This window comes from Bartonella sp. AA23NXGY (assembly GCF_042197165.1).
Taxonomy (GTDB): Bacteria; Pseudomonadota; Alphaproteobacteria; order Rhizobiales; family Rhizobiaceae; genus Bartonella.
In genome coordinates this window covers 41,730-63,129 of record NZ_JBHIRO010000004.1, presented here as the reverse complement: position 1 = coordinate 63,129, position 21,400 = coordinate 41,730, and the positions used below count along the sequence as shown (strand labels likewise).

General features: G+C 40.0%; 28 protein-coding genes. 4 read left to right on the top strand and 24 right to left on the bottom strand.

Annotation, left to right across the window (positions count from 1 at the left end; translation table 11 throughout):
- Positions 1-163: 163 nt before the first annotated feature.
- The 7 genes from ACFINY_RS03350 to ACFINY_RS03320 form a co-directional block, all read right to left on the bottom strand.
- A complete protein-coding gene (locus ACFINY_RS03350) occupies positions 164-847 on the bottom strand; it encodes a hypothetical protein (RefSeq protein WP_375700832.1) in 684 nt (227 codons plus the stop codon).
- A 24-nt stretch (positions 848-871) separates the two neighbouring features.
- Complete coding sequence (locus ACFINY_RS03345; RefSeq protein ID WP_375700831.1) at positions 872-1,033, bottom strand: hypothetical protein; 162 nt, start codon at positions 1,031-1,033, stop codon at positions 872-874.
- A 58-nt stretch (positions 1,034-1,091) separates the two neighbouring features.
- Positions 1,092-1,415: a hypothetical protein gene (locus ACFINY_RS03340; RefSeq protein ID WP_375700830.1), complete on the bottom strand. Its 324-nt coding sequence runs from the start codon at positions 1,413-1,415 to the stop codon at positions 1,092-1,094.
- Between the two features lie 56 nt (positions 1,416-1,471).
- Positions 1,472-2,104: a hypothetical protein gene (locus ACFINY_RS03335; protein ID WP_375700829.1), complete on the bottom strand. Its 633-nt coding sequence runs from the start codon at positions 2,102-2,104 to the stop codon at positions 1,472-1,474.
- Positions 2,105-2,119: 15 nt separating this feature from the next.
- A complete protein-coding gene (locus ACFINY_RS03330) occupies positions 2,120-2,527 on the bottom strand; it encodes a hypothetical protein (protein WP_375611636.1) in 408 nt (135 codons plus the stop codon).
- Between the two features lie 101 nt (positions 2,528-2,628).
- Positions 2,629-2,790, bottom strand: a complete 162-nt coding sequence (locus tag ACFINY_RS03325) for a hypothetical protein (RefSeq protein WP_375607069.1) — start codon at positions 2,788-2,790, stop codon at positions 2,629-2,631.
- A 6-nt stretch (positions 2,791-2,796) separates the two neighbouring features.
- The gene (locus ACFINY_RS03320) at positions 2,797-2,928 is read right to left on the bottom strand and encodes a hypothetical protein (protein ID WP_375611635.1); all 132 of its coding nucleotides are present in this window, start codon (positions 2,926-2,928) and stop codon (positions 2,797-2,799) included.
- 290 nt (positions 2,929-3,218) lie between these two features.
- On the opposite strand from ACFINY_RS03320, the gene ACFINY_RS03315 reads away from it, so the two are divergent.
- A complete protein-coding gene (locus tag ACFINY_RS03315) occupies positions 3,219-3,788 on the top strand; it encodes a hypothetical protein (protein ID WP_375700828.1) in 570 nt (189 codons plus the stop codon).
- A 2,215-nt stretch (positions 3,789-6,003) separates the two neighbouring features.
- Here the strand turns inward: ACFINY_RS03315 and ACFINY_RS03310 are convergent.
- Positions 6,004-6,138, bottom strand: coding sequence for a hypothetical protein (locus ACFINY_RS03310; RefSeq protein WP_375700827.1), 135 nt, complete (start codon positions 6,136-6,138; stop codon positions 6,004-6,006).
- An 836-nt stretch (positions 6,139-6,974) separates the two neighbouring features.
- On the opposite strand from ACFINY_RS03310, the gene ACFINY_RS03305 reads away from it, so the two are divergent.
- Positions 6,975-7,298: a hypothetical protein gene (locus ACFINY_RS03305; RefSeq protein WP_375630071.1), complete on the top strand. Its 324-nt coding sequence runs from the start codon at positions 6,975-6,977 to the stop codon at positions 7,296-7,298.
- A gap of 918 nt (positions 7,299-8,216) precedes the next feature.
- Here the strand turns inward: ACFINY_RS03305 and ACFINY_RS03300 are convergent.
- The 8 genes from ACFINY_RS03300 to ACFINY_RS03265 form a co-directional block, all read right to left on the bottom strand.
- The gene (locus tag ACFINY_RS03300) at positions 8,217-9,386 is read right to left on the bottom strand and encodes a DUF6990 domain-containing protein (protein WP_375700826.1); all 1,170 of its coding nucleotides are present in this window, start codon (positions 9,384-9,386) and stop codon (positions 8,217-8,219) included.
- A 12-nt stretch (positions 9,387-9,398) separates the two neighbouring features.
- Positions 9,399-9,773 carry a hypothetical protein gene (locus tag ACFINY_RS03295; RefSeq protein ID WP_375700825.1) on the bottom strand — a complete coding sequence of 125 codons (375 nt, stop codon included), beginning with the start codon at positions 9,771-9,773 and terminating at the stop codon, positions 9,399-9,401.
- A gap of 353 nt (positions 9,774-10,126) precedes the next feature.
- Positions 10,127-10,333, bottom strand: coding sequence for a hypothetical protein (locus ACFINY_RS03290; RefSeq protein ID WP_375638458.1), 207 nt, complete (start codon positions 10,331-10,333; stop codon positions 10,127-10,129).
- Between the two features lie 137 nt (positions 10,334-10,470).
- Entirely contained in the window at positions 10,471-11,049 is a 579-nt protein-coding gene (locus ACFINY_RS03285; protein WP_375611629.1) for a hypothetical protein, read from the bottom strand.
- Between the two features lie 128 nt (positions 11,050-11,177).
- A complete protein-coding gene (locus ACFINY_RS03280) occupies positions 11,178-11,315 on the bottom strand; it encodes a hypothetical protein (RefSeq protein ID WP_375651396.1) in 138 nt (45 codons plus the stop codon).
- A gap of 761 nt (positions 11,316-12,076) precedes the next feature.
- On the bottom strand, positions 12,077-12,226 hold the full coding sequence (locus ACFINY_RS03275; protein ID WP_375621752.1) for a hypothetical protein: 150 nt from the start codon (positions 12,224-12,226) through the stop codon (positions 12,077-12,079).
- A gap of 30 nt (positions 12,227-12,256) precedes the next feature.
- Complete coding sequence (locus ACFINY_RS03270) at positions 12,257-12,790, bottom strand: hypothetical protein (protein ID WP_375638454.1); 534 nt, start codon at positions 12,788-12,790, stop codon at positions 12,257-12,259.
- 148 nt (positions 12,791-12,938) lie between these two features.
- Positions 12,939-13,205: a hypothetical protein gene (locus tag ACFINY_RS03265; protein WP_375700824.1), complete on the bottom strand. Its 267-nt coding sequence runs from the start codon at positions 13,203-13,205 to the stop codon at positions 12,939-12,941.
- A 572-nt stretch (positions 13,206-13,777) separates the two neighbouring features.
- On the opposite strand from ACFINY_RS03265, the gene ACFINY_RS03260 reads away from it, so the two are divergent.
- Together ACFINY_RS03260 and ACFINY_RS03255 are read left to right on the top strand one after the other, a co-directional pair.
- A complete protein-coding gene (locus tag ACFINY_RS03260; RefSeq protein ID WP_375667241.1) occupies positions 13,778-14,341 on the top strand; it encodes an NADPH-dependent FMN reductase in 564 nt (187 codons plus the stop codon).
- An 18-nt stretch (positions 14,342-14,359) separates the two neighbouring features.
- A complete protein-coding gene (locus ACFINY_RS03255) occupies positions 14,360-14,875 on the top strand; it encodes a short-chain dehydrogenase (RefSeq protein ID WP_375700823.1) in 516 nt (171 codons plus the stop codon).
- Positions 14,876-16,068: 1,193 nt separating this feature from the next.
- Here ACFINY_RS03255 and ACFINY_RS03250 read toward each other — a convergent pair.
- The 8 genes from ACFINY_RS03250 to ACFINY_RS03215 all read right to left on the bottom strand — a co-directional run bounded on the left by ACFINY_RS03250 (position 16,069) and on the right by ACFINY_RS03215 (position 20,823).
- Positions 16,069-16,644, bottom strand: coding sequence for a hypothetical protein (locus ACFINY_RS03250; protein ID WP_375700822.1), 576 nt, complete (start codon positions 16,642-16,644; stop codon positions 16,069-16,071).
- Between the two features lie 10 nt (positions 16,645-16,654).
- Positions 16,655-17,029, bottom strand: a complete 375-nt coding sequence (locus ACFINY_RS03245; RefSeq protein WP_375627743.1) for a hypothetical protein — start codon at positions 17,027-17,029, stop codon at positions 16,655-16,657.
- Between the two features lie 88 nt (positions 17,030-17,117).
- On the bottom strand, positions 17,118-18,269 hold the full coding sequence (locus ACFINY_RS03240; protein WP_375611622.1) for a DUF6990 domain-containing protein: 1,152 nt from the start codon (positions 18,267-18,269) through the stop codon (positions 17,118-17,120).
- Positions 18,270-18,282: 13 nt separating this feature from the next.
- The gene (locus ACFINY_RS03235; protein WP_375700821.1) at positions 18,283-18,648 is read right to left on the bottom strand and encodes a hypothetical protein; all 366 of its coding nucleotides are present in this window, start codon (positions 18,646-18,648) and stop codon (positions 18,283-18,285) included.
- Between the two features lie 230 nt (positions 18,649-18,878).
- The gene (locus ACFINY_RS03230) at positions 18,879-19,244 is read right to left on the bottom strand and encodes a hypothetical protein (protein WP_375611620.1); all 366 of its coding nucleotides are present in this window, start codon (positions 19,242-19,244) and stop codon (positions 18,879-18,881) included.
- A 228-nt stretch (positions 19,245-19,472) separates the two neighbouring features.
- Entirely contained in the window at positions 19,473-19,829 is a 357-nt protein-coding gene (locus ACFINY_RS03225; protein WP_375611619.1) for a hypothetical protein, read from the bottom strand.
- 387 nt (positions 19,830-20,216) lie between these two features.
- On the bottom strand, positions 20,217-20,411 hold the full coding sequence (locus tag ACFINY_RS03220) for a hypothetical protein (protein ID WP_375611618.1): 195 nt from the start codon (positions 20,409-20,411) through the stop codon (positions 20,217-20,219).
- A 175-nt stretch (positions 20,412-20,586) separates the two neighbouring features.
- Positions 20,587-20,823, bottom strand: a complete 237-nt coding sequence (locus tag ACFINY_RS03215; protein ID WP_375700820.1) for a hypothetical protein — start codon at positions 20,821-20,823, stop codon at positions 20,587-20,589.
- Positions 20,824-21,400: the final 577 nt, after the last annotated feature.

The following is a 21,400-nucleotide window of genomic DNA, read 5'->3' as shown; positions in this document are numbered from 1 at the left end:
ACCACGAAATATCGAAGCGCTTGGAAACCTTATAAGTACTAATAACGACAACAATAAAAAGGTAGGAAAATACCAACAACAGCAAAAAAACAAATCGTTCGACATCACATACCCCTCACAGCAAGCCCATTAAAGATCACACCCATAAGACAAAAAACACACCCTACTTTAAGAACCAAGCCCATAGAACACGCGCACGCCTTGCTCCCTCACAAACAAAAGGAAGGGTAAATCCAAAAATGAATAAAAACACCCTCTCATTCGAGAACCAAAGCCAGCTCAACCCTAGATTCTCTGCTCCCAGACGAGTAAAAAAAAGGAGAGTACCAAAAATGCAGGAAAACAGCACAAAATTCAAAGCACGCAACGACCTCTGTAGCACCGTATCACTTTGCTCGCGTATAAAGAACCCCAAGAGCACTTTTAACAATAAAGACAAGAGCAAAACCTTTAAGAATACCGCCCTTATGCTATCCATATCCCTGACGCCCACAGCAGCAAACCACAGGATAAAGCCCATCATGCAACAAAACATAACTGCCTTTAAGAACACTTGCCAAGCAACAGGCATACTCTTGACGCCCAGATGCACCAAACCAAGGACAGTTGCAAAAATGCAAGAAAACACCGCCCCCTTTAAGAGCAGCTCCCCATCAACAGCGCGCCTGCCCACGCCCACATAAACAAAACCAAGGTAGGTGGCAACAACGCCATAAAGCACCACCCATCTCCAAAACATCCACCCTGTAACAGAGCGACGCTTTGCTCCCTTATAAATAAAAATCAAGGCAAGAGCAAAAAAGCAGAAAAACCAAGGCAACAGCCAAAACATCACATCGTTCGACATCAAATACCCCTCACAGAAAGAACATCAAAGATCACGCCCGTGGGAAAGAAAAATGCTCATTCTTTTTAAGCACCACCCCAACAGTACACGCACACACCGTACCCCTCTCCAGAGCAAAAAAGGAACAAGTCCAACAACGCCGCCAAACACCAACCCCTTCAAAAACATGTCCCGCGCAACCACCATACGCCCCGCTCCTTTATTAAGCAAAAATCAGAGACCATGCCAAAAATGCAGCAAAAGATCAATCCTTTTCAAAGAATGAAAGCCTAAACCCAAGACGCCTTGCCCCTAGACAAATAAGCCCAAGGATAAGACCAAAGACAACGCCAAAAAGAATGTCAAAGACCCACTTTTTTGAAAACCACACCTGAGCCAAACCAAAATGCTCAGCTTTCGCATAAACAAACTTAGAGGTCACGCCAACAAAGAATGCAAGCACCCCACCCTTAAAAAAGTCCTTCCTTGTAAACCCGAAAAACCTTATTCCCACATAAATAGAAACAAAGGCGAGAGCCAAAGGGCAGAAAAACCCCAACCACTGCAAAAACATCACATCGTTCGACATCAAATACCCCTCACAGAAAGAACATCAAAGATCACGCCCATGGGAAAGAAAAATGCTCATTTTTTTAAGCCCCCCAACAGTACACGCACACACCGTACCCCCTCCAAAACAAACAAAGGAACGAATCCAATAGTGCCCAGAAACACCCCATTGTTCGAGATCACAAACCAGCGAACCCCCATATGCTTTACTCCCACATGCGCCAACCCAACAACAGCTCCAACAACGCCACCCAACACCAGAAACTTCAATAAAAATACCCCACGCGATATCCATTTACCCCGCACCCTCATAAGCAAAACCAAGGACAGCTCCAGCAATGCAACAAACACCGCTCCTATCACTAAAAATTCCCACGATATATTAAAACGCTTCACTCCCTTATAAGCAAAGCCAAGAACCACTACAGCAATGGTGCAAAACACCACAGCCTTGAAAAACACGCCCCACGATACAGTTCTACTGTTTGCTCCCACAACAATAAAACAAAAGACAGCTCCAGCAATGCAAGAAAGCTCCACCCCCTGCCAAAACACCTCCCACGTAATAGCCGGTCGCCCCGCATCTTCATAAGCAAAACCAAGGACCATGCCAACAACGCAGCAAAACGCCAGCCCCTTTAAAAACATGTCCCGCGCAACCACCATACGCCCCGCTCCTTCATAAGCAAAAATCAGAGACCATGCCAAAAATGCAGCAAAAGATCAATCCTTTTCAAAGAATGAAATCCTAAACCCAAGACGCCTTACCCCTCTATAAATAAGAGCAAGGACAAAGCCCAAAAGGACATAAAACACCCACTTGTTTGAGAACCACACCTGAGCCAAACCAAAATGCTCGGCTTGCACATAAACAAAATCAGAGACAGCAGCCAAAATGAAGCTCAACAATACCATCTTGAGGAACAAACCCTTCGTTACACCACGCCGCTGCATTACTTCATAACCCAACATAAGGAAAATACCGGGAATGCCATAAAACGCCACAGCTCGTAAAAATACGCCCCACGTCATCCCAAGAGCCTTCATTTCCACATAAACAGCCACAGAGACATAGGCTACAATACAGCTAAACACCAATCCCTTCAGAGACAAAAGCCCGCGCAACATCATGCCACTCCCCCATCAAGTCATTCAAGGAAAATCCACCATGCGACAAAACCCCTCTCTTTTCAAGGTTCTAAAGCCAAATCATAACAAGATGCTTTACACCTCTATAAATCAGCCCAATGACAAAACCCAAAAGGATACCCCCACGGAATTAAGAACCAAAGCCAGCGCCACCCCATGCGTTCAGCAACCGTATAAACAACATGAGATCCCCGCCAATAACGCCCCCCAAACCCCATCCTCTTAAAAAAATTTCTGCCTTTCATGATCCCTCAAATACCTCCCCACATAAATAGAAATAAAGCCCCCAAGAGGCAGAAAAACATCAACCATGGCAAAAAACCAAATCCTGCGACATCAATCCTCCCCCCCACAGCAATAAAATCAGAAAGAATGCCCATCATGCAACAAAACCCCCATCCTTTAAAGAAGCAGAACCACAAAGAGAACGACACACACCACTCCCACAAAATCCCTCGCACAGCCCCCGCAAAATCCCCGCCCCCGTATAAATCTCTCGTACAAACAAATGACAGCAGCAAAAGAAAACCACCACCCCACACCCTTTTGAAAAACGTCCCCTCACGCAACAAGCAGATATAAAAACCTATTCCTCAACAAGCATACAACAGCACAATCCCGTTTCTTTGCATAAACATGAAAGAATCAAAATTAAAATTTTTAAGGAGATGCTATGAGCCATCAAGAGAAAAAAAACATGCAAACCTGCCCGCTTGATCATCAAAATCAAGGAAAGCACATTGGTCATTTAAAGACGCAAGAAATCCCTGTAGAAACGCGTAATCCTTATTTTAAACCCAATCATCGAGAAAGTTCCAGCAACCCGCGCACTATCAATGCCATTGCCAATGCACAAAGCCATCCCATTGCCCTTTTATATGCGAAAGGACATCTCAGCAAAGCCCAATATAAAGCGGCAGAACGTTTTTATTTTTACTGGCGTCAAAGCCAAGCCGATCTTCACATGAGCCTTGACTACACCCGTGAAAAGGTTTCCTGTAGCCAAGGGTACACACACCCCATTGAACGTCAAATAGAAGCCTCCAATCATTTAAGAACAATCAAAGTTCAACTGGGTATTCTTGGTTATTCACTGCTTGAACGCGTTATCGGCTATGGACAAGCGATAAAAGAATTAAGTTCTTCAAAACGCAAACAAAACTCCCTTGCCGATCATTTACGAGATTGTTTAGACTTGCTCGCATTTCATTGGGGATATGCAAACCATAAACATTTTGAATAATCCCCCTCCTCGCCATTTTAAGCCGCCTCCCATGTTGCCCCGCCCCCTCTAAAGAAACCTCCCCCACACGGGCTCAAGCATCCAGCAGCTCTCGCCCCTATTTTCATTACCTTGCCCACACCCAAAAGGACAATACTTCACCCCCCTCACACATACTTAAGATACACCCCACACTCTTAAAAACAAAAAGCCTTCCCCCATATCAGTCCTATAATCATGAGGGGCTCTTAATTCGTTTTTGATTGAAGAATATTATCAAGATGCTTGCATGTATCATAATATTTTTAAATATAGTTTAATTAATATCGAGTCTTAAAACAAATATTCAATTGAAAAAAGTATTACGTTTTAATGCAAAATGACAAAATTTTTTGTAAAAAGTATTTTTTATATTGCTATTTTTTCAATTCTCTGCTAAGTATAATGTGGTAGGTTCTTTAAGTATGATTTTTTGTATTTAGTACGGCCTTTTGAATTTATTCTTTTTTGACACGTCCTGCGAGTCAATGTTAAAATTCTCCTGCTTTTTGGTCCTCTGATTGCGACGGAGGACTTTTTTTTATAACTGTACTTTTTTATGACTGTATTGTCTTAAATCACTTCCTTATGAGCTTTGTGATAATTCCTCCATAAGGTTTACCCGCAAAATAGATCATTCTTTTGTCAAATTGACTTGCGTTCCATTCTTAAAGAACACAGATTCTTAACTCAATCTGATTTACAAACAGCTTGGATACACTTCCCTCTTGGTTTGCCATTCCCTCTTGGCTTCTATTCAGGTTTTTCCGCTAAACTCAAGGCGCAACAGAATCTTGCTCTGTCTTAAAGATTCACCACGCCCTTAAAAAAACACTTAAAACATATCCAAGGAAGCTTGCTTCATATCACCAAACCTCAAATGACCGTGTTTTACGGCATAACAGAATGACTTAACTATTGGATAACTTTCTTTATCGCCCCCCAACAGGTTGATGTATCACGACAACATATTGATTTATAATCATCATATCCCGTTATCCATATTAAAACCCGTTATCCATATAAAATTAAGAGACGCAGATATCATAGGGATTCTCTCATTTTAAATTTATTTCATGTTGCATCAATCAACACCTTGTCTTTTCCACATTACAAACATGAGAGACATATGAAATAACGCACTTCAAAGATTTCAAAGATAAAGAATCAAAATGCCTCTTATGAACACGCTCAAGAGCCAAAGGCTGTCATCATATGAGGCGCGAATAGTATGATAATGTGCTGGCTTTTCCTTATGAGAATTTAAAGAAAGGCTTATCCACTTCACAAGAGATTTCTCCATTATCAGATTTACCAATATCCCCAATCACCAATATAATTGTGATAATAAGATCACATAATGTTTTTAAACAAGTAGGTAAATGTGCAACACAAATATATTCTATTTAGAACATTCTGTTTTATGTGAGTCGCGTAAACTCCCATTAAAAAACAAAATCCCCCATTAAAAACAAAATCCCTATGAGAAAAAATCTAAAGCGTGAGAATAAAAACATGAGACAAGTGTGATTCCATTCAGATATTGCTCTTTAACCGTTAAACCGAATAAAAAATAGATTCGGAAAGTATGTTAATCTTCCTAACTTAAGAGATAAACTAAGAATATAGACAACATCTCTCCTAACATTCCCCTTTTTCTAGCATCGCGTAAGAATCAAAAGTTATACAACTTATTTTGTCATATTATAAAGCACTGTTTTTTAAGGCGGTATTGAAGCAGTTAAAACAATTGAAGTGTTTAGCCAACGCCATCGCCCTTAGCAAAGCTAAAAAAACAAACTGTTGAAAAGCCGTGCATATCTTGTGTAAACACAAAAAAAACAAGAAAAAGGCACAAAAATATCTCAATTTTTATAAAAATACATCAGCGTCTTTTACGATTGTATTGACGAACAACCCTTATCACATAATCATCTTAAATATTGAGAATAAAGAATGAATAGCCCTCGCAAATACAGCAACCTATCAATAAAAATATAAAAACAAATCTTTTGGTTATCTCTGTTTCTTATGGAATATGCCTTTCCCTATGAATGTACTTTGGCCTCCAAAGAGTACATTCAATCCATGAAAAGGATGCACTCCAGCCCTTAAAGAGTGCATCCTTCCCCTCAACGGATACCGCCAAACCCTCATAAAGGCAGTATCCAATCCATAAGAGGATGCACTCTAGCCCTCAAAAGAGTGCATCCTTCCCCTCAACGGAAACTGCCAAACCCTCATAAGGCAGTATCCAATCCATAAGAGGATGCACTCTAGCCCTCAAAAAGAGTGCATCCTTCCCCTCAACGGATACCGCCTCAACCCTCATGAGGCAGTATCCAATCTATAAGAGGATGCACTCTAGCCTTCAAAAAGAGTGCATCCTTCCCCTCAACGGATACCGCCTCAACCCTCATGAGGCAGTATCCAATCTATAAGAGGATGCACTCTAGCCTTCAAAAAGAGTGCATCCTTCCCCTCAACGGAAACTGCCAAACCCTCATAAAGGCAGTATCCAATCCATGAGAGGATGCACTCTAGCCCTCAAAAGAGTGCATCCTTCCCCTCAACGGAAACTGCCGAACCCTCATAAAGGCAGTATCCAATCCATGAGAGGATGCACTCTAGCCCTCAAAAAGAGTGCATCCTTCCCCTCAACGGAGACCGCCTCAACCCTCATAAAGGCAGTATCCAATCTATAAGAGGATGCACTCTTTTTGAGGGCTAGAGTGCATCCTTCCCCTCAACGGAGACTGCCAAACCCTCATAAGGCAGTATCCAATCCATGGAAAAGATGCACTCCGCCTTCAATAGAGTGAATCCTTCCCTTCAAGGGTTTTACTCAATTTTCATCGCATCTCATTTTTATGAACCCTCATTTTTATGAATCCTTGGTCAAAGGCACAAAAAGAAGTTTGCTAGCAACCATTGTATCACCCACCTTATGGGATTCCACTTGCCTACAGGGCTTTCAAACTTTTTTACGCCTTCATAAAATCGAATCTGAAAGAATTCATTAAGGCAATTAAGAGTAAATTTTGTCAAAATATAGACAAAGTTTATTCTTTTTTGTGATTGTTGTATTTTTACTATAGTTATTTAAATCGAATTTATATATGATACGTATCGATATTTATTTATCGAAATAAATATAGGAGAAAAACTATGAATATCAGATATTTTTTCATAGCTGGGGCTATTACAAGTGGTTTAGCTCTCGCGATTCAAAAATCTGATCGTATAGTCAATAAACAACCCTCTCCTATTGTTGCTCCTTATACTATTGAGAAAACAAATTTACATTTTGTTAAACAAGTAAGGGACACATCGGATACATTGAATATACTGAGAGTCAGTAATAGAAGCGCATCAGAACAAGCATCAATCGACGATATATACGATAAAGCAGAAAATTTATTGAATGCACTAGCTGGTTTTTTAGGATCACTTATTATATATTTCGTACAACTTGTTGCTACTAGAATATAAGATACAAAAAGTTCTTAAAGTAAGGTTATATACATTTTGTATATATTGTAAAATTTAAATAAAAAGGCCCTTTATAAAATAGGGCCTTTTTTAGTTTAATTTTTCCTTTGTTTTAGTTTAGTTTTTATTGTGTTTTTATTTTTATTGGCCAAATATCATCGCCTTCAAAAGTGCCATTTTTACTTGTCTCACATCTCAAATGACAAAGGCTCTAACTCCCTAGCTTCGCTCCCATAGCACTTTAGTAAATAAGGGTCCGCAATCTTCTTGTTCTTCCCAAAAATTCTTCTGTTTTCAAGAAAATGACCATGCATCCCCTACGTCATCGAATTGGCTTCCAGATCTCCATGAAACAGACTGAAAAACACAAAAACACCATAACTTTTTATATCAATATCACCATACTGAAACACTGTTGAAGCTTAACAAGCGCTGCTTCATTGGCAATGACTTCTTAGAAAGACAAAAAACACCTCAAAGGCAAAAGAGCTTAACACTGCTCAAAAATGCCATTTTTTGCCTTCCTCTCACCTCAAATGACAAAGGCTCTACCCTCGGCTCTACCCCCTAGCTTCCCTCCCATAGCACTTTAGTCAATAGAGCTTCCCCATAGCGCCTTTAGTCAATGGACCTTCCCCTCATACCGCTTAAATAAGGCGCTTGAATAAGCAATGATTTATGAGAATTTTCTAACAAAACAACAAAACCATCTTAAAGAAGAGAGTAGAATTTATAATTGATTTTTTCCCCTATTCTTGAGGATCAAGCCATTTCCAGTCTATTTTTTAAAATCTTGGCTATTATTCTTGATTTTTCGAGCCCTTTATTTTGCTCTGGTAAGAAAGGTGTGAAAGCGTCTCAATCATGGCGCTTTCACATCTTTTAAATAAAAGTGCTTTTCTTCAACAGGAGAATAAACTAATCAATTTTTATATCCATAAATGCGATTTTACCATCTTTAATATAAGTAATATCAGGAGCATGTTTTACCCCCTCTGCTTCAAACACGAACTGTTCATCACTCACCCCTTCAAACCCTTGTTCCCTTAATTCTTGTTTTTTCTCCTCGACTATTTTTTTATGAAAATCTCGTTTTTGATTACACGTATCAGGGGGTCTCACTCTGAAAAACTGATAGTCCATGGCTATAGACCACTTCTCAGCAACCCGTTCCAGTAGATCGTAACTGAACTTTCCTTCCTTTTTCACTTCTTGAGCGATCACCATCGCGCGTTCCAAATGGACTTTTTCAATGGTTTCATCAAAGCCAAGCTTCTCCCCTGCCGTAAAACTTTCATCATAAGAAGCTAAAGTTTCAACATCGCCCAGCAAGGCAAGAGCAGCAAGATGCAGCAAAGCATAAGGTGCAAACTCTACGTCAGCATCCGGTGCCCAAGATAAAGAGTCTTTTTCCCAAGGGGGAATACCATATTGAGAGCGAAACATTTCAAGCAAAGAATCATCTTCCATTGTCCATTTTAAAGTTTTATCGAGAGCTTTCTTTAAAAGCTGGACGCTCACTTTTTCTTCAAAAATTTCCAATCCATTGGGTACAAAATTCATAAATACTGTTGGCAAAATCCCAGAATTATGCGGATTAATCGTCTGACAAGCCGCCGCAAAAATACCGCTCATAATTAAAAGCCCGCGATCAAACGGGGAAAATTCTTCCACGTGTTTTTCGTTATAAAGAAACTGCACTTCACGATCGGGTAAAAAGAGGGTTGCCAAATAATCTCCTTTTCCCTCGATGTCCACAGACCACCCCAAGCTTTTTAAAAGCGCTGTTGCACTTTCTATCGTGAGAATTTCATCATCATCATAACCGACAAAGGGTTCTTTTTCCTTTTCCTTTAGTTGCAAACGCCTCTCCTGCAGCACGGCTTCATCTTTCCAAAACTGCTGCGTTGCAAGATCATTTTCTTGAAGCACTCTTTCCAGCTCGCCTTTCACTTGGAAATTCATTTTCATCCGTTTAAAGACAGAGGTATAAAGAGCTAAAACAAGCATGATAATGATCATGCAAATAACAATAAATACCCAGAACTCGGGATCTAATAGAAATACGGCTATAGGATCAAAGTTCATGTTCCCCCCTCACTATTTACACAACCCGTGCGACAGAGAGCTTATGTGCTCTCCTACAGAGATTGCTTCTTCTAGTTTCTGAATATTTTTTTGCAACTCACCCGTCACTTTGGTGCGAAGCCGTAACATAACCGGAATAAAAATAATGACACAGACCGTTATGGCGACCGTTGTTTTAAAGAGAACGGCATGCACAACATATTGCCACCCTGTCAGCTGCCAATTTAATACACCTGGTATTTCTAGAACCATTCTCCACATGACAATGAGAACCGCAATAGCAAAGATAATTTTATAATCCTTTGCTGAGAGTAACGCTTGCTGAAGCGAAAAAGAATGCGCTCCTTTATGCGTTTCTTGCTCTGATGCCCAATTTTGCTCCTTCATGTATTCCCCTCTCACTCTTTGAAAAGACCCCGTGTGACAGAGAGCTTATTTGCTATCACACCGAGATTGCTTCTTCTCGTTTCTGGATCTTTTTTTCCAATTTTCGCATTATGATGATGCAAAACCCAAATATCACCGAAATCAAGAAAAGTACACAGGCCGTTATGGCTTACGTCATAATAAAAATTATAATATTCCTGCTACCTTGCCACCCTCTTACCTTCCTCACATCTCAAATAGTGAAGATTTTCAAACCACGCCAATCTATAAACAATAGTCACAATTCAGCTTTTTCTTCCTAAAAATTCTCCTATTTTCAAGAAAATGACCCTGCATCCCCACTTCAATAGGATTCATTTCAAAGCTTGAATGAACAAGGCTCCTAAAAATACGAAAACAACCCATATACCGCGCGCCCCTACAAGCAAAACCGTTCCTTCCTCACGCCTCAAACGATAAAGTAAGTCCCAAGCACTCACTCTAGGCTCTAAACCCCAAGGGCTCTTATTCCCTTTTATCAATACTAATCCATAATCGGCTTTTCTTTCACTCAATGCCACCCTCAACACTGCTCCTTAGAGCAATGTTTACGGACACCTCATGAAAGAGCACCAAAAAATATCAAAGGCAAAATGGTATAGAGAGCAATCCCTATAAAGGCTGAATCTCTCATAATTTCTTCATTATTTTTTCCCTCTCATGACTTCTCAAGCGCTGTATCCTGTTCTTGCAAGACGTTTTTCAATTCTTTTCTTAAACAGCGATACGTTCTCACCTGCTTAAAGACACCATAATAAAGTTGTAAAATCATCATAGGAATACAAGCAACCACCAATGTCACGCACATAAGCACGAGACCGAATATTGTAACAAGAATATCACTCCATTTTTCTCTATCGCCTTTTTTATACCAATCCTTTTGATCGGTTATTTTACCCCGTTGCTGGTTTATTTCTTTCAATTTTTGAGTATTTTTTCTCAACAAAAGCCACAATGTTATGAAGAGTATGTACAGAACTGGAAACAAGACCCAAACACACACTGTAATAACTTTCCAAAACGCATACAGAGAGAGAAAAAGAGGTGTATCCCACCACCCTGTCAAGTTCTCTTGGCTACCCAAAGATGAGAGAAAGAAAATCCTGTTGCACAACTCAATAATGAGCGAGAGGAACCAAATGACAACATGCTCTCGCACAGAAAAATAATCTTTCCCAAAAAAATAGCGTAGTTCATTATAAAATGCTGAATAAAATTCTGACTTTTTCCCCTTCATTGCTCTTCCTTTTTTTATGAAAAATGCATTTCTTTATCTCATGCCCGCTTTTTTAAGAACCACGAAAAGTGCGATGCATGGCGCTTTCCTTATTTTTAATAAACCCCCCCAACTTTCTAAAAGCGCGGTTACTCTTCCCAATGATTAAGAGCATCCTCCTCATTACAAACCTGATAGGCTTCTTTATCCCCTTTGCCTGATGATTTTCCAACCATCCCCTCTTCTTGTGTCACGAGAGCTTCTAAACGTTGCCTCTTACCCCTCACGATAGCTACAAAAGCGCCTTGTCACTCTCTTTATCTTACGCGTTTTAGTAGCCGTCTCATTCTACGATACTTTCTCACCTGCTTAAAGACACCATAATAAAGTTCTAAAATCATCATGGGAATACAAGCAACCACCAATGTCACGCACATAAGCACGAAAACAAATATCATGACAAGAATATCGTCCATTTTCCAGTTCACACTTTCTTTATACCGATCCTTTTGATCGGTTATTTTACCCCGTTGCTGGTTTATTTCTTTCAATTTTTGAGTATTTTTTCTCAACAAAAACCACAATATGATGTAGAGTATCAACATAACTGGGAATAAGACCAAAACACACACTATAATAACTTTCCAAAACGCATACAGAGAGAGAAAAAGAGGTGTATCCCACCACCCTGTCCGTTCCCCATTGCTACCCAAGGATAGGAGAAAGAAAATCTTGTTCCACAGCTCAAGAGAAAAAATGCTGTACTCTTTGCTATCCAAGGATGAGAGAGAGAGAATCCTGTTCCATAGCTCAATAATGAGAGAGAGAAAACAAATGACAACATGCTCTCGCACAGAAAAAATACTTTTTTCGAAAAAAATAGCGTAGTTCATTATAAAATGCTGAATAAAATGCTGAATTTTTCCCCTTCATTGCTCTTCCTTTTTTTATGAAAAACGCATTTTTTATCTCATGCCCGCTCTTTTAAGAACCACGAAAAGTGCGATGCATGGCGCTTCCCTTGTTTTCAACAAAAAACCCCAATTTTCTAAAAGCGTGGTTGCTCTTCCCAATGATTAAGAGCATCCTCCTCATTACAAACCTGATAGGCTTCTTTATCCTCTTTGCCTGATGATTTTCCAACCATCCCCTCTTCTTGTGTCACGAGAGCTTCTAAACATTGCCTCTTACCCCTCACGATAGCTACAAAAGCGCCTTGTCACTCTCTTTATCTTACGCGTTTTAATTCCCGTTTCACTCTACAATAGGTTCTCACGCGCTTGAAAACAAAATAATAAAATTCTAAAATGAGCATGACAACACCCGCAGGAAAAAAGACGTTTAGCAGAAATATCAACCAAAAGTATACGATAAAAAAACAGATTATTTTTTCTCTATTGTTTTTTACTGGATTATTTTGTTGATCGATTGTGTGACCCCGTTGCTGGATAGCCTCTTCTAACTGCTGAATCTTTTTTTTCAACAAATACATTAAGATGAGATAAAGCACCAATAAAACAGGCATCAAGGCAACAACAACAACCATGATGACTTCACGCAGCACAAAGAGCGCCAAAAGAGTGCTATCCTGTGATACACTCAACGGCCACTTGGCTTCTAATGGAATCAAAAGAGCTTTATAACCTATCCCAACAAGGATAGAAATAAGACAAATAATCATATGATCTTTATAAGAACGAAATGATTTTCCAAAAAAAAGAGAGCACCGTTTGTTATAAAATGTGGAATTTTCCCCCTTCATTTGCTCTTCCCTTTTATGCAACTGTTTGTCCCTAACTTTTATAAGGACACGCATAATCTCTCAAGCACAATTGCATCCATTATGGTCAAACAGAACACCCCAGAAAATACTCGTATTGCATATTCATGTTGCCAATAGTTTTGCCAATTCACGTGCTTGTTTTAAAGAAATCTCTCAACACTTCCAAACCAACGCGCGTACACCCCATTTCATGAACATCCCCCATGAAAGGGATAACAATAGCGCTCCCATGAATATATCCCCTTACTATAAACTCTATCACCCCTATTGTTTCAGTAAAAAATGTAATCCGGCGCCATTCATATACGCCCCCTGCGGCCTCTACAATAGCCTTACCCTCCCTTGTAATACGGGGCACGCCATAACTCCATTCCTCAACACGGACAACCCCCAATTACCGCTCCTACAACAACCCCACTCCTGCCCCAAAAACAGACATATCTAGGCTTTTACGATAGCCCTTATCCCTTGAAAAGACAGAAGCATTTTTATTCTTTTCTCAATTATTTTCCGCCCACTTAAGACATGAAAAAAGCAACTTCCATTGATGCGCAAATGATCGCGCAATAAGAGCATTTGAAATGAGAAAATCTTACAACTTTCTTATTCCAATTAAAAAGGCTCAATGATCATTATAAATCAAAATATGACGATACATTCCATTTTTCATTAGAGTTCTTGCAAGCCAATAGCTTAGAATATATTCATAAAAGCGCTTCTAAGACAGAGAGACAGCCGCGATTCTTGAGATCAAGCATTTTAATATTAATGAAAGCACTAACATTCCCTTGCAAGTTTGAGGTGTTGTTTTGTCAACAATCTTGTTAGCATGGATTGATTCTATGATGATGCGATATCATCACAATTGCTCTTTATAAACAGCATAATGATACGCATCATTTTACTCACACTTCTTTATAAGCCTTGCGTTATAGGCTTGTGGGGAAAAGATAAAGGAGAATCCTGTTGAATATAGCAATTATTTTGGGGTCTGTGCGTCAACCTTCCTTAACAAGAACTTTAGCCAATTATTTAGCGGATTGCCTCATAAAGCGGGGTGCATCACTTCAGTGGGTTGATTTGCGTGAACAGCCCTTGCCGATGACAGATCCAGATTATCATCAGCAGGTAGAGGCTAATCCAAGTGCTGCGGTCCGTGAGTTTGTCAAAACCATTGCCGCGGCTGATGGCGTTATTCTAGCAAGCCCTGTTTATCAAGGATCTTATTCGGGTGTTTTAAAAAATGCTCTTGATAATTTGAGCTATAATGCCTTTTTAAATAAACCTGTTGGACTTATCTCTCATGGGAGTACGGCCAAAAAATGCGCACAACCGTGTGAGCATTTAGTGCCGGTGGTGCACACGCTTTATGGTTATACACTCCAATGTCAAATCGCCTCTTCCAACGAAGATTTTTCCTCAGATGATGAAGGTCGTACTTGGAAAGTTATAAGTGAAGAGGTACAAACCCGTTGTGAAAGACTTGCTGATGAAATGTACACATTTTTAAAGCAAAGAGGTGGGATTTAAAGCAATAAGGGAGGGGGCATGAAAAAAAAGGATGCGCACTATCGTTATTTAGTGGTAGGGGGCACAGGGATGCTTGCTCCTTTGTATCAATCACTAGAGCCGCAAGAAGTGATTATTGCTGCACGCTTTCTTTCCCATAAAGTCCAGCTTGAGGCATTGCACAACAAACAGTTGTGCGTGTCGTTGGATTATGATTGTGCGGCATCAAAGGCGCAATTTTTAGAAGCCGTGAAGCAATGGCATGATCTAAAATATTGCATATTATGGATTCATTCGCCCGCCCATGCATTTTCTTGCGCATTAATTGAGCAGTTGGCTCTTTTGCCTAAACCGCCATGTATTCTTCATATTTTTGGTTCCAACACGCATGATCAAATGATCCTCGAGTGCGCGCGCAAAAACAAGGTTGATTTTATCCCCATTCAATTAGGACAAAAAACAACGCCCAAAGGTTTACGATGGCTGACCCATAAGGAGATAAGCCAACAGGTACTGGATGCCATAAAAAACCATATGAATAAACAAAACTTATGATCAATACCTCTGCTTTGCAAAGAAGCAGTGCCCCTTCAATCTCTATCCATACCCGAACACCCTCTTGAATAGCCCATACTCTCCTTACATCATAGGCTTTGAGAACGAACAATCCCCCTCCCTTACGCCTCTAAACAGCATGCCTATATCAACAGCTCCAAAACCAAACGTTTTTCTAACCCTTCTCACAACCATCACAGCTCTTGACCAACCACACACCCTTTTACAGTTTCACGTTTTTACGATTTTGCAAATTCACAGAAAACAAGCAAACTGCCGATAAACCGCCCCATTAAAGCCTATCACCAGCCTATCATCAGCCTATTACAAACCTATCATCAGCCTATTCATTGCCATTAGTCCTTTCCCCCAGAGATCAGCGTAAAATGGGAAAAACAATCGATGCCCTCCTCCCAAGCCGTGAAGAAATGGCATGATCTAAAACTTACGCCTCCCCCATGACACGAGCACTACATGCGCTTTTTCAGCGCTGCGTTTAATTGTTTGGTAACCTTGTAATAAGAGATCAAACGCTTGATAAAGAAATATACAGTGCCACACGCGCACTTTATTTTCCTTATCTTTTCAACACCATTCCACACACACTTCCCTTTTCCCCCAACGCCCTCCATTACCCCAATTCCCCATTCCCCACATTCCAATTTTGACGCATTGCACAATCCAACCTTTACGCCTCCATTGGCACCCTCTTTACCCCATATCCTCCCCACAACCATCACGGCTCTTGACCAACCACACCCCCTATTACAGTTACACGTTTTTACGATTTTGCAAATTCACAGAAAACAACAAAACTTCCGATAAACCGCCCCATTAAAGCCTATACAAGCCTATTACAAACCTATCATCAGCCTATTCATTGCCAACAGCCCTTTTCCCCCAGAGATCAGCGTAAAATGAGAAAAATAATCGATGCCCTCTCCCCAAGCCGTGAAGCAATGGCATGATCTAAAACTTACGCCTCCCCCATGACACGAGCACTACATGCGCTTTTTCAGCGCTGCGTTTAATTGTTTGGTAACCTTGTAATACGAGATCAAACGCTTGATAAAAGAAATATACAGTGCCACAATGGGTATTGTTAAGAAAAAATCAAAAACACCCCCCAGCAGAATGATCAAAATCACCGTCCAAAATGCCGCTATTTCGTAATGCATTTTATCCCCTTCCCTTTATAAATTGATTGATTGGGTTGCTTCAGTCACTTCTTCCAACTGCTGAATCTTCTTTTTCAATCGATGAGTTAAAATTTCACGAAGGATCACAACAACAGGGATCGTTGCAAAAATACATACCGATAAAAAAAACCAGAAAAACAAGAGAATGATAATATATTCAAATCTGCTCTCATCTACCTTAGCAGCTATCCCTTTAGAGAAAATCACATAGACATAAGCTTTGAAAAACATAATGATGAAAGAGAGGCATGCGTGGAGGATATAATCTTTGCGTGAAAAAGCGAGCCATTTTTTTAACGAATAGGAACTTATCTTTGTTTCTAGTGCTAAGTTTTGCGGCACTCTCTCTTTTTCTTTTCCGCTTTTTTCAAAGAAACAAAAACGCTGTGGATGTTCTTTCATCAAACGTCTTTGTTTTTTCACTCTGTAATAGAGCCTCAAACGCTTTATTAAAGAATAATAAGGCGCCACAATAATCATATTCACAAAAATGGCAAAAACTGTAACTGCATTTAGAAGAAAATATCCAACCGGCAGAAACAAAATAAAAAACGCGATCTCACCCCTCATGCGTATAACCTCATTGATTAATCTCTTGCTGCTTTATTTTTTCTTTTAGTTTTTTCTTTATTTTTTCCAATTTACGTTCTTTAAAACGACAAATCCCCCACAAAATAGGAAGGGGTGTGAGAAGACAAAACCATATCAACACTGGTAAGAGAAAAATAAGAGAACCAATTCCTTCCCATCTTGTCCATTGCAACGGCTGTACCAGAGACTTTGCACCCGCAGGAACTTCTAAAGCCATCATGATAAGGCATGTACAAAACATGATAAAAAAGCGGTGCCCTATTATTTTACACCGTCCCACCCCTTTACGCCTTTCCACTGAAGACACCATAAATTTTCTAAATGAAAAGAAAGACTCTTCAAATGTTGCTTTTTTCTCCTGCATTGTTCCCCTCTGCTTTTACGCTTCGCGCTTTTTACGCATTATTTTTAGGTTTAAGCTCTTTTTAAATTATCTAAACTCTTTATTTTTCTCAATAAATTTTTTCATCAATCCTAATTTCTACATCCATATATTCTAACTCCCCATCCTTTATGTAAAGAATATGAGGACGATAGTTTTTTCCATCAACTTCACAAATCGCGTCCTTTTCGTAAACAAAATATCCCTGTTGCCTTAATTCTTCTCTTTTTTCCTCGATCAAATTTTCATAAGAATCTCTTCTTCTATTGCACAAATTGGGATCTGTAGCTCTAAAACATTCATAGCTCTCTACCTCCATGGAAAAATCCTTTGCCGCCTGTTGAAGCAAATCGTAACTGGGTTGCTTTGTCTTTTCTACCGCCTGAGCAATCACCATTGCGCGTTCCAGATGCTCCTCTTCGATGCTTGTTTCAAAGCCCAGCTTCTCACCTTCCATAAAGCTTTTCTGATAAGAGTGTAAAGTTTCAACATCACCCATCAAAGCCAGAGCCGCAAGATAACGCAGGGAATAAGAAGCCAACCGAGGGACCACAGTTTTGTTTTCCCAAGGCAGGATTCTATATTGAGAGTGAAGCATCTTGCCAAGATCAACCTCAGTCATTGCCTCATCTAAAGCTTTCTCGAGTGCACGACGTAAACATCCAACGCTTACCTTTTCTTCAAAAATTTCCAACCCCTTCACATCAAAACTCAATTCAAGAGCAACCAAGCCTCCAGAATTATAAGGGTCTATCGTTTGGCAAGCCGCCGCATGGATACCAGAAACCACTGCAATTGCACAATCAAATCGCGGATACCCCTTCTCAGCATTATAAAGAAACTGCACTTCACGATCTGGTAAATAATAGGTGGCCAAATGATCTCCTTTTCCTTCAATTTCCACCTTCCACCCCAAACTCTTTAAAAGCGCCGTTGCACTTTCCATCGTTAAGATTTCTTCATCAGAAAGAGAAAACTCTTTTTCCTCAGATAACGGCTTAATCATCGGCATTTCCCCACTAGACGGCTCAAAAACGACAGGTTGTTCAAGCACGCGGCTTAATTCTTTTGTCACTTGGCAATACAGCCTCACCCGCTTGAAAGTAGAGTAATACAATGCCCAAATAAACATCATGACCACGGCAGAAAGCAGCGTGAAAAGCGTCAAGCCCACACCCCACGAGAGTACAACAACAATATCCATTATTTTAATATCTATCATTTTCCCCGCCCCTTCATGCGCTGTTTTGTTGAGAAGCGGTTTTTCTCCGCTGCCAGATTGCTTGCTCCAACATATCGATCTTTTCTTTCAACAGAACCGTGAAAATGATACGAACCACAAAGGCAACAGGGATGAACAAAAAAATAAACCATGATATAAGCTCCATAATTAACGAGAGAGCTGCCACGACATCCCCTTCCCACTCCGCCAACTTCCACCCAAGCAACATGGGTACGAAGCGAAGAGCCATTCTTAAAGCTGCCACAATGAAAGCAATACAAAAGATGACTTTATAATTTTTGCGTGTCAGAAACGCTTCTTCAAGCGCAAAAGTCCGTGGTTCTTTATCCAATGGTGAATTTTTTCCATTGCCCCTCATTTTTTATCCCTCATTTGTTTCAATTTTCAAGCCATTTTCATGAACCGAAGCTTTCGTCCTCACAATGAATGAGGGTTCATCAATATCAAGCGCTTGTATCCCTCATCTTTTATAAAGACAATATCAAGGGTGCATTTTTTTCCATCACCTTCAAACATCGCACGAATAGAAGGTCTCTCCTACAACGCATGAGAATATATAAAGACCAGTATTCATTTTCTGCCCGCCCTTCACGCGCTGTTTTGTTGAGAAGCGGTTTTTCTTCGCTGCCAGATTTCTTGATCCAACATATCGATCTTTTTTTTCAACAAACGCGTAAAGATGATACGAACCACAAAGGCAACAGGAATGAGTACAAAAATTAAATCTAATATAACCTGCACGATGCAAAAGAGAACTGTTATGACATTCCCTTCCCACCCCGCCAACTTCCACTCAAGCCACACGAGTAAGAAGAGAAGAGCCGTTCTTAAAGCTGCCACAATGAAAGCAATGCAAAAGATGACTTTATAATTTTTGCTTGTCAAAAACGCTTCTTCCAGCGAAAAAGACCGTAACTCTTCATCCAATGATACATTTTTTTCATTGCCCCTCATTTTTTATCCCTCATTTGTTTCAATTTCTAAGCCATTTTCATGAACCGAAGCTTTCGTCCTCACAATGAATGAGGGTTCATCAATATCAAACGCTTGTATCCCTCATCTTTTATAAAGACAATATCAAGGGTGCATTTTTTCATCACCTTCAAACATCGCACGAAGAGAAGGTCTCTCCTACAACGCATGAGAATATATAAAGACCAGTATTCATTTTCTGCCCTCCCTTCACACGCTGTTTTGTTGGTAAGCCGTTTTTCTTCTCTGCCAGATTTCTTGATCCAACTTATCGATCTTTTTTTTCAACAAACGCGTAAAGATGATACCGACCACAAAGGCAACAGGAATGAGTACAAAAAGAAGCGCTGATATAAAAACCAATATTAATGTTAAAATGAACAGGATATAATTCCACCACCCTGTCAAATCCCACTTAAAAAACATAAAGAATGCCATTATAAAAGCTGACACAATGAAAGCAATGCAAAAGATGACTTTATAATTTTTGCGTGTCAGAAACGCTTCTTCCAGCGAAAAAGACCGTAATTCTTCATCCAATGGTGCATTTTTTCCATTGCCCCTCATTTTTTACCCCTCATTTGTCTCAATTTTTAAGCCATTTTCATGAACCGAAGCTTTCGTCCTCACAATGAATGAGGGTTCATCAATATCAAGCGCTTGTATCCCTCATTTTTTATAAAGACAATATCAGGGGTGCTTTTTTTTCATCAACTTCAAACATCATGTTTTCATCACTCACAGTGTACCCCCTATTATCTTAAGGCTTCTCTTTTCTCCTCGATCAAATTTTCATAAAAATATCTTCTTCTATTGCACAAATTTGGGTCTCTGACTCTAAAATTCTAAGTGCTCTTTTTATTTTCAGGAAGATAAGCTGCTTTCCAAAGAAGAAGCAAACGAGTGCAAGAAAATCGTAACGAGGTTGCTTTGTCTTTATGACGATTTAAATCATCAACAAAACCGGCCCAAATTGATTTTTTCGATATTTTTTTCAAAACCCAAACTTTCATCTTCCATAAAGCTTTTATGAGAAAGCTGCCAAATGTTAACATCACCAAGCAATGTCAAAACCACAAGGGTGTGCAAGTAAAGAAGAAGCCACTTGAGAGATAGAACAATTTCCTTTCCCCAAGGTGGTGCCCCCATATTGAAAGCCCAAGCACGCAGACAAGATCAACCTCAGTCCCAGATCAACCTCATTCATTGCCCTCATCAAAAACTTCCTCAAGTACACAGCATAAATGCCTTACGCTTACCTCTTCCTCAAGAAATTTCAATCCCTTTGCCTTAAAATCCACCCCTTTGCCTCAATGCCTCGTTGTCAATCTGGCCCCCAAAATGATAAAGCCCTAAAATGATAAGGATTAATCATTTGGCAAGCCGCCGCATGAATACCAGCGCCTCTCACAATTCCATAACCAAATTGCACAAAACCTTTTTCATCCAGAGAGAGAAACTGTCCTTCACGGTCTCGTAAATAAATAACGGTCTCGTAAATAAATAGATGTCCCTCTTTTCTTTCAATTTTCCCCCTCCACCCCAAGCTCTTTAAAAGCACTGTTACACTTTCTATGGAGCAAAACGTGTGCTTTTGGCTCACCTTCTCTATGCGTCTTGCCTCTCCACCTGCAAGAAAATGGGCTTTTTTTCCCCAAACACCAGAATATCTTTTGCTTTAAGTATAGATTTTTCGCTCTCCATATCGCTTGGTAAGACACATTTTTATGCTTGATAAAAAGAAAATAAGTTACAAGATTTTCACTCTTTAAGAAAACACCAACAGCAAGTAAAGTCCAAGAGCAGCCCCTCTTCACTTTCCCCTTAAAAGCTCACAAGAATCCCATTCAAACAAAAGTACCACTCAAGCAAGAGCACCTCTCAAGCAAGAGCCTCAATTCTTTAAAAAACACGACACAAATATAAAAAAGCATAAAACGAGAAGTACACCCATGCACCTTAATGAACAAGTCAAAAGCAAGGCTCAACAAAAGCCTCTCTTCGCTCATTTTTCTCTCGCTCACTTTCCCTCGCTCACTTTCCCTCACTCACTTTCCCTCGCTCACTTTCCCTCGCTCACTTTCCCTCGCTCACTTTCCCTCGCTCACTTTCCCTCGCTCACTTTCCCTCGCTCACTT

What these genes read in the sequence shown, in the direction of transcription:
- ACFINY_RS03240 (WP_375611622.1), bottom strand. Translation starts at nt 18,269, where the DNA reads ATGATAGATATTAAAATAATGGATATTGTTGTTGTACTCTCGTGGGGT.
- ACFINY_RS03230 (WP_375611620.1), bottom strand. Translation starts at nt 19,244, where the DNA reads ATGAGGGGCAATGAAAAAAATGTATCATTGGATGAAGAGTTACGGTCT.
- ACFINY_RS03305 (WP_375630071.1), top strand. Translation starts at nt 6,975, where the DNA reads ATGAATATCAGATATTTTTTCATAGCTGGGGCTATTACAAGTGGTTTA.
- ACFINY_RS03350 (WP_375700832.1), bottom strand. Translation starts at nt 847, where the DNA reads ATGTCGAACGATGTGATGTTTTGGCTGTTGCCTTGGTTTTTCTGCTTT.
- ACFINY_RS03315 (WP_375700828.1), top strand. Translation starts at nt 3,219, where the DNA reads ATGAGCCATCAAGAGAAAAAAAACATGCAAACCTGCCCGCTTGATCAT.
- ACFINY_RS03250 (WP_375700822.1), bottom strand. Translation starts at nt 16,644, where the DNA reads ATGAGGGGTGAGATCGCGTTTTTTATTTTGTTTCTGCCGGTTGGATAT.
- ACFINY_RS03320 (WP_375611635.1), bottom strand. Translation starts at nt 2,928, where the DNA reads ATGATGGGCATTCTTTCTGATTTTATTGCTGTGGGGGGGAGGATTGAT.
- ACFINY_RS03295 (WP_375700825.1), bottom strand. Translation starts at nt 9,773, where the DNA reads ATGAAGGAGCAAAATTGGGCATCAGAGCAAGAAACGCATAAAGGAGCG.
- ACFINY_RS03340 (WP_375700830.1), bottom strand. Translation starts at nt 1,415, where the DNA reads ATGTCGAACGATGTGATGTTTTTGCAGTGGTTGGGGTTTTTCTGCCCT.
- ACFINY_RS03225 (WP_375611619.1), bottom strand. Translation starts at nt 19,829, where the DNA reads ATGAGGGGCAATGGAAAAAATGCACCATTGGATGAAGAATTACGGTCT.
- ACFINY_RS03330 (WP_375611636.1), bottom strand. Translation starts at nt 2,527, where the DNA reads ATGATGTTGCGCGGGCTTTTGTCTCTGAAGGGATTGGTGTTTAGCTGT.
- ACFINY_RS03300 (WP_375700826.1), bottom strand. Translation starts at nt 9,386, where the DNA reads ATGAACTTTGATCCTATAGCCGTATTTCTATTAGATCCCGAGTTCTGG.
- ACFINY_RS03285 (WP_375611629.1), bottom strand. Translation starts at nt 11,049, where the DNA reads ATGAAGGGGAAAAAGTCAGAATTTTATTCAGCATTTTATAATGAACTA.
- ACFINY_RS03220 (WP_375611618.1), bottom strand. Translation starts at nt 20,411, where the DNA reads ATGGGGGCACCACCTTGGGGAAAGGAAATTGTTCTATCTCTCAAGTGG.
- ACFINY_RS03255 (WP_375700823.1), top strand. Translation starts at nt 14,360, where the DNA reads ATGAAAAAAAAGGATGCGCACTATCGTTATTTAGTGGTAGGGGGCACA.
- ACFINY_RS03310 (WP_375700827.1), bottom strand. Translation starts at nt 6,138, where the DNA reads ATGAGGGTTGAGGCGGTATCCGTTGAGGGGAAGGATGCACTCTTTTTG.
- ACFINY_RS03235 (WP_375700821.1), bottom strand. Translation starts at nt 18,648, where the DNA reads ATGAGGGGCAATGGAAAAAATTCACCATTGGATAAAGAACCACGGACT.
- ACFINY_RS03245 (WP_375627743.1), bottom strand. Translation starts at nt 17,029, where the DNA reads ATGCAGGAGAAAAAAGCAACATTTGAAGAGTCTTTCTTTTCATTTAGA.
- ACFINY_RS03270 (WP_375638454.1), bottom strand. Translation starts at nt 12,790, where the DNA reads ATGAAGGGGGAAAATTCCACATTTTATAACAAACGGTGCTCTCTTTTT.
- ACFINY_RS03345 (WP_375700831.1), bottom strand. Translation starts at nt 1,033, where the DNA reads ATGGTGGTTGCGCGGGACATGTTTTTGAAGGGGTTGGTGTTTGGCGGC.
- ACFINY_RS03325 (WP_375607069.1), bottom strand. Translation starts at nt 2,790, where the DNA reads ATGAAAGGCAGAAATTTTTTTAAGAGGATGGGGTTTGGGGGGCGTTAT.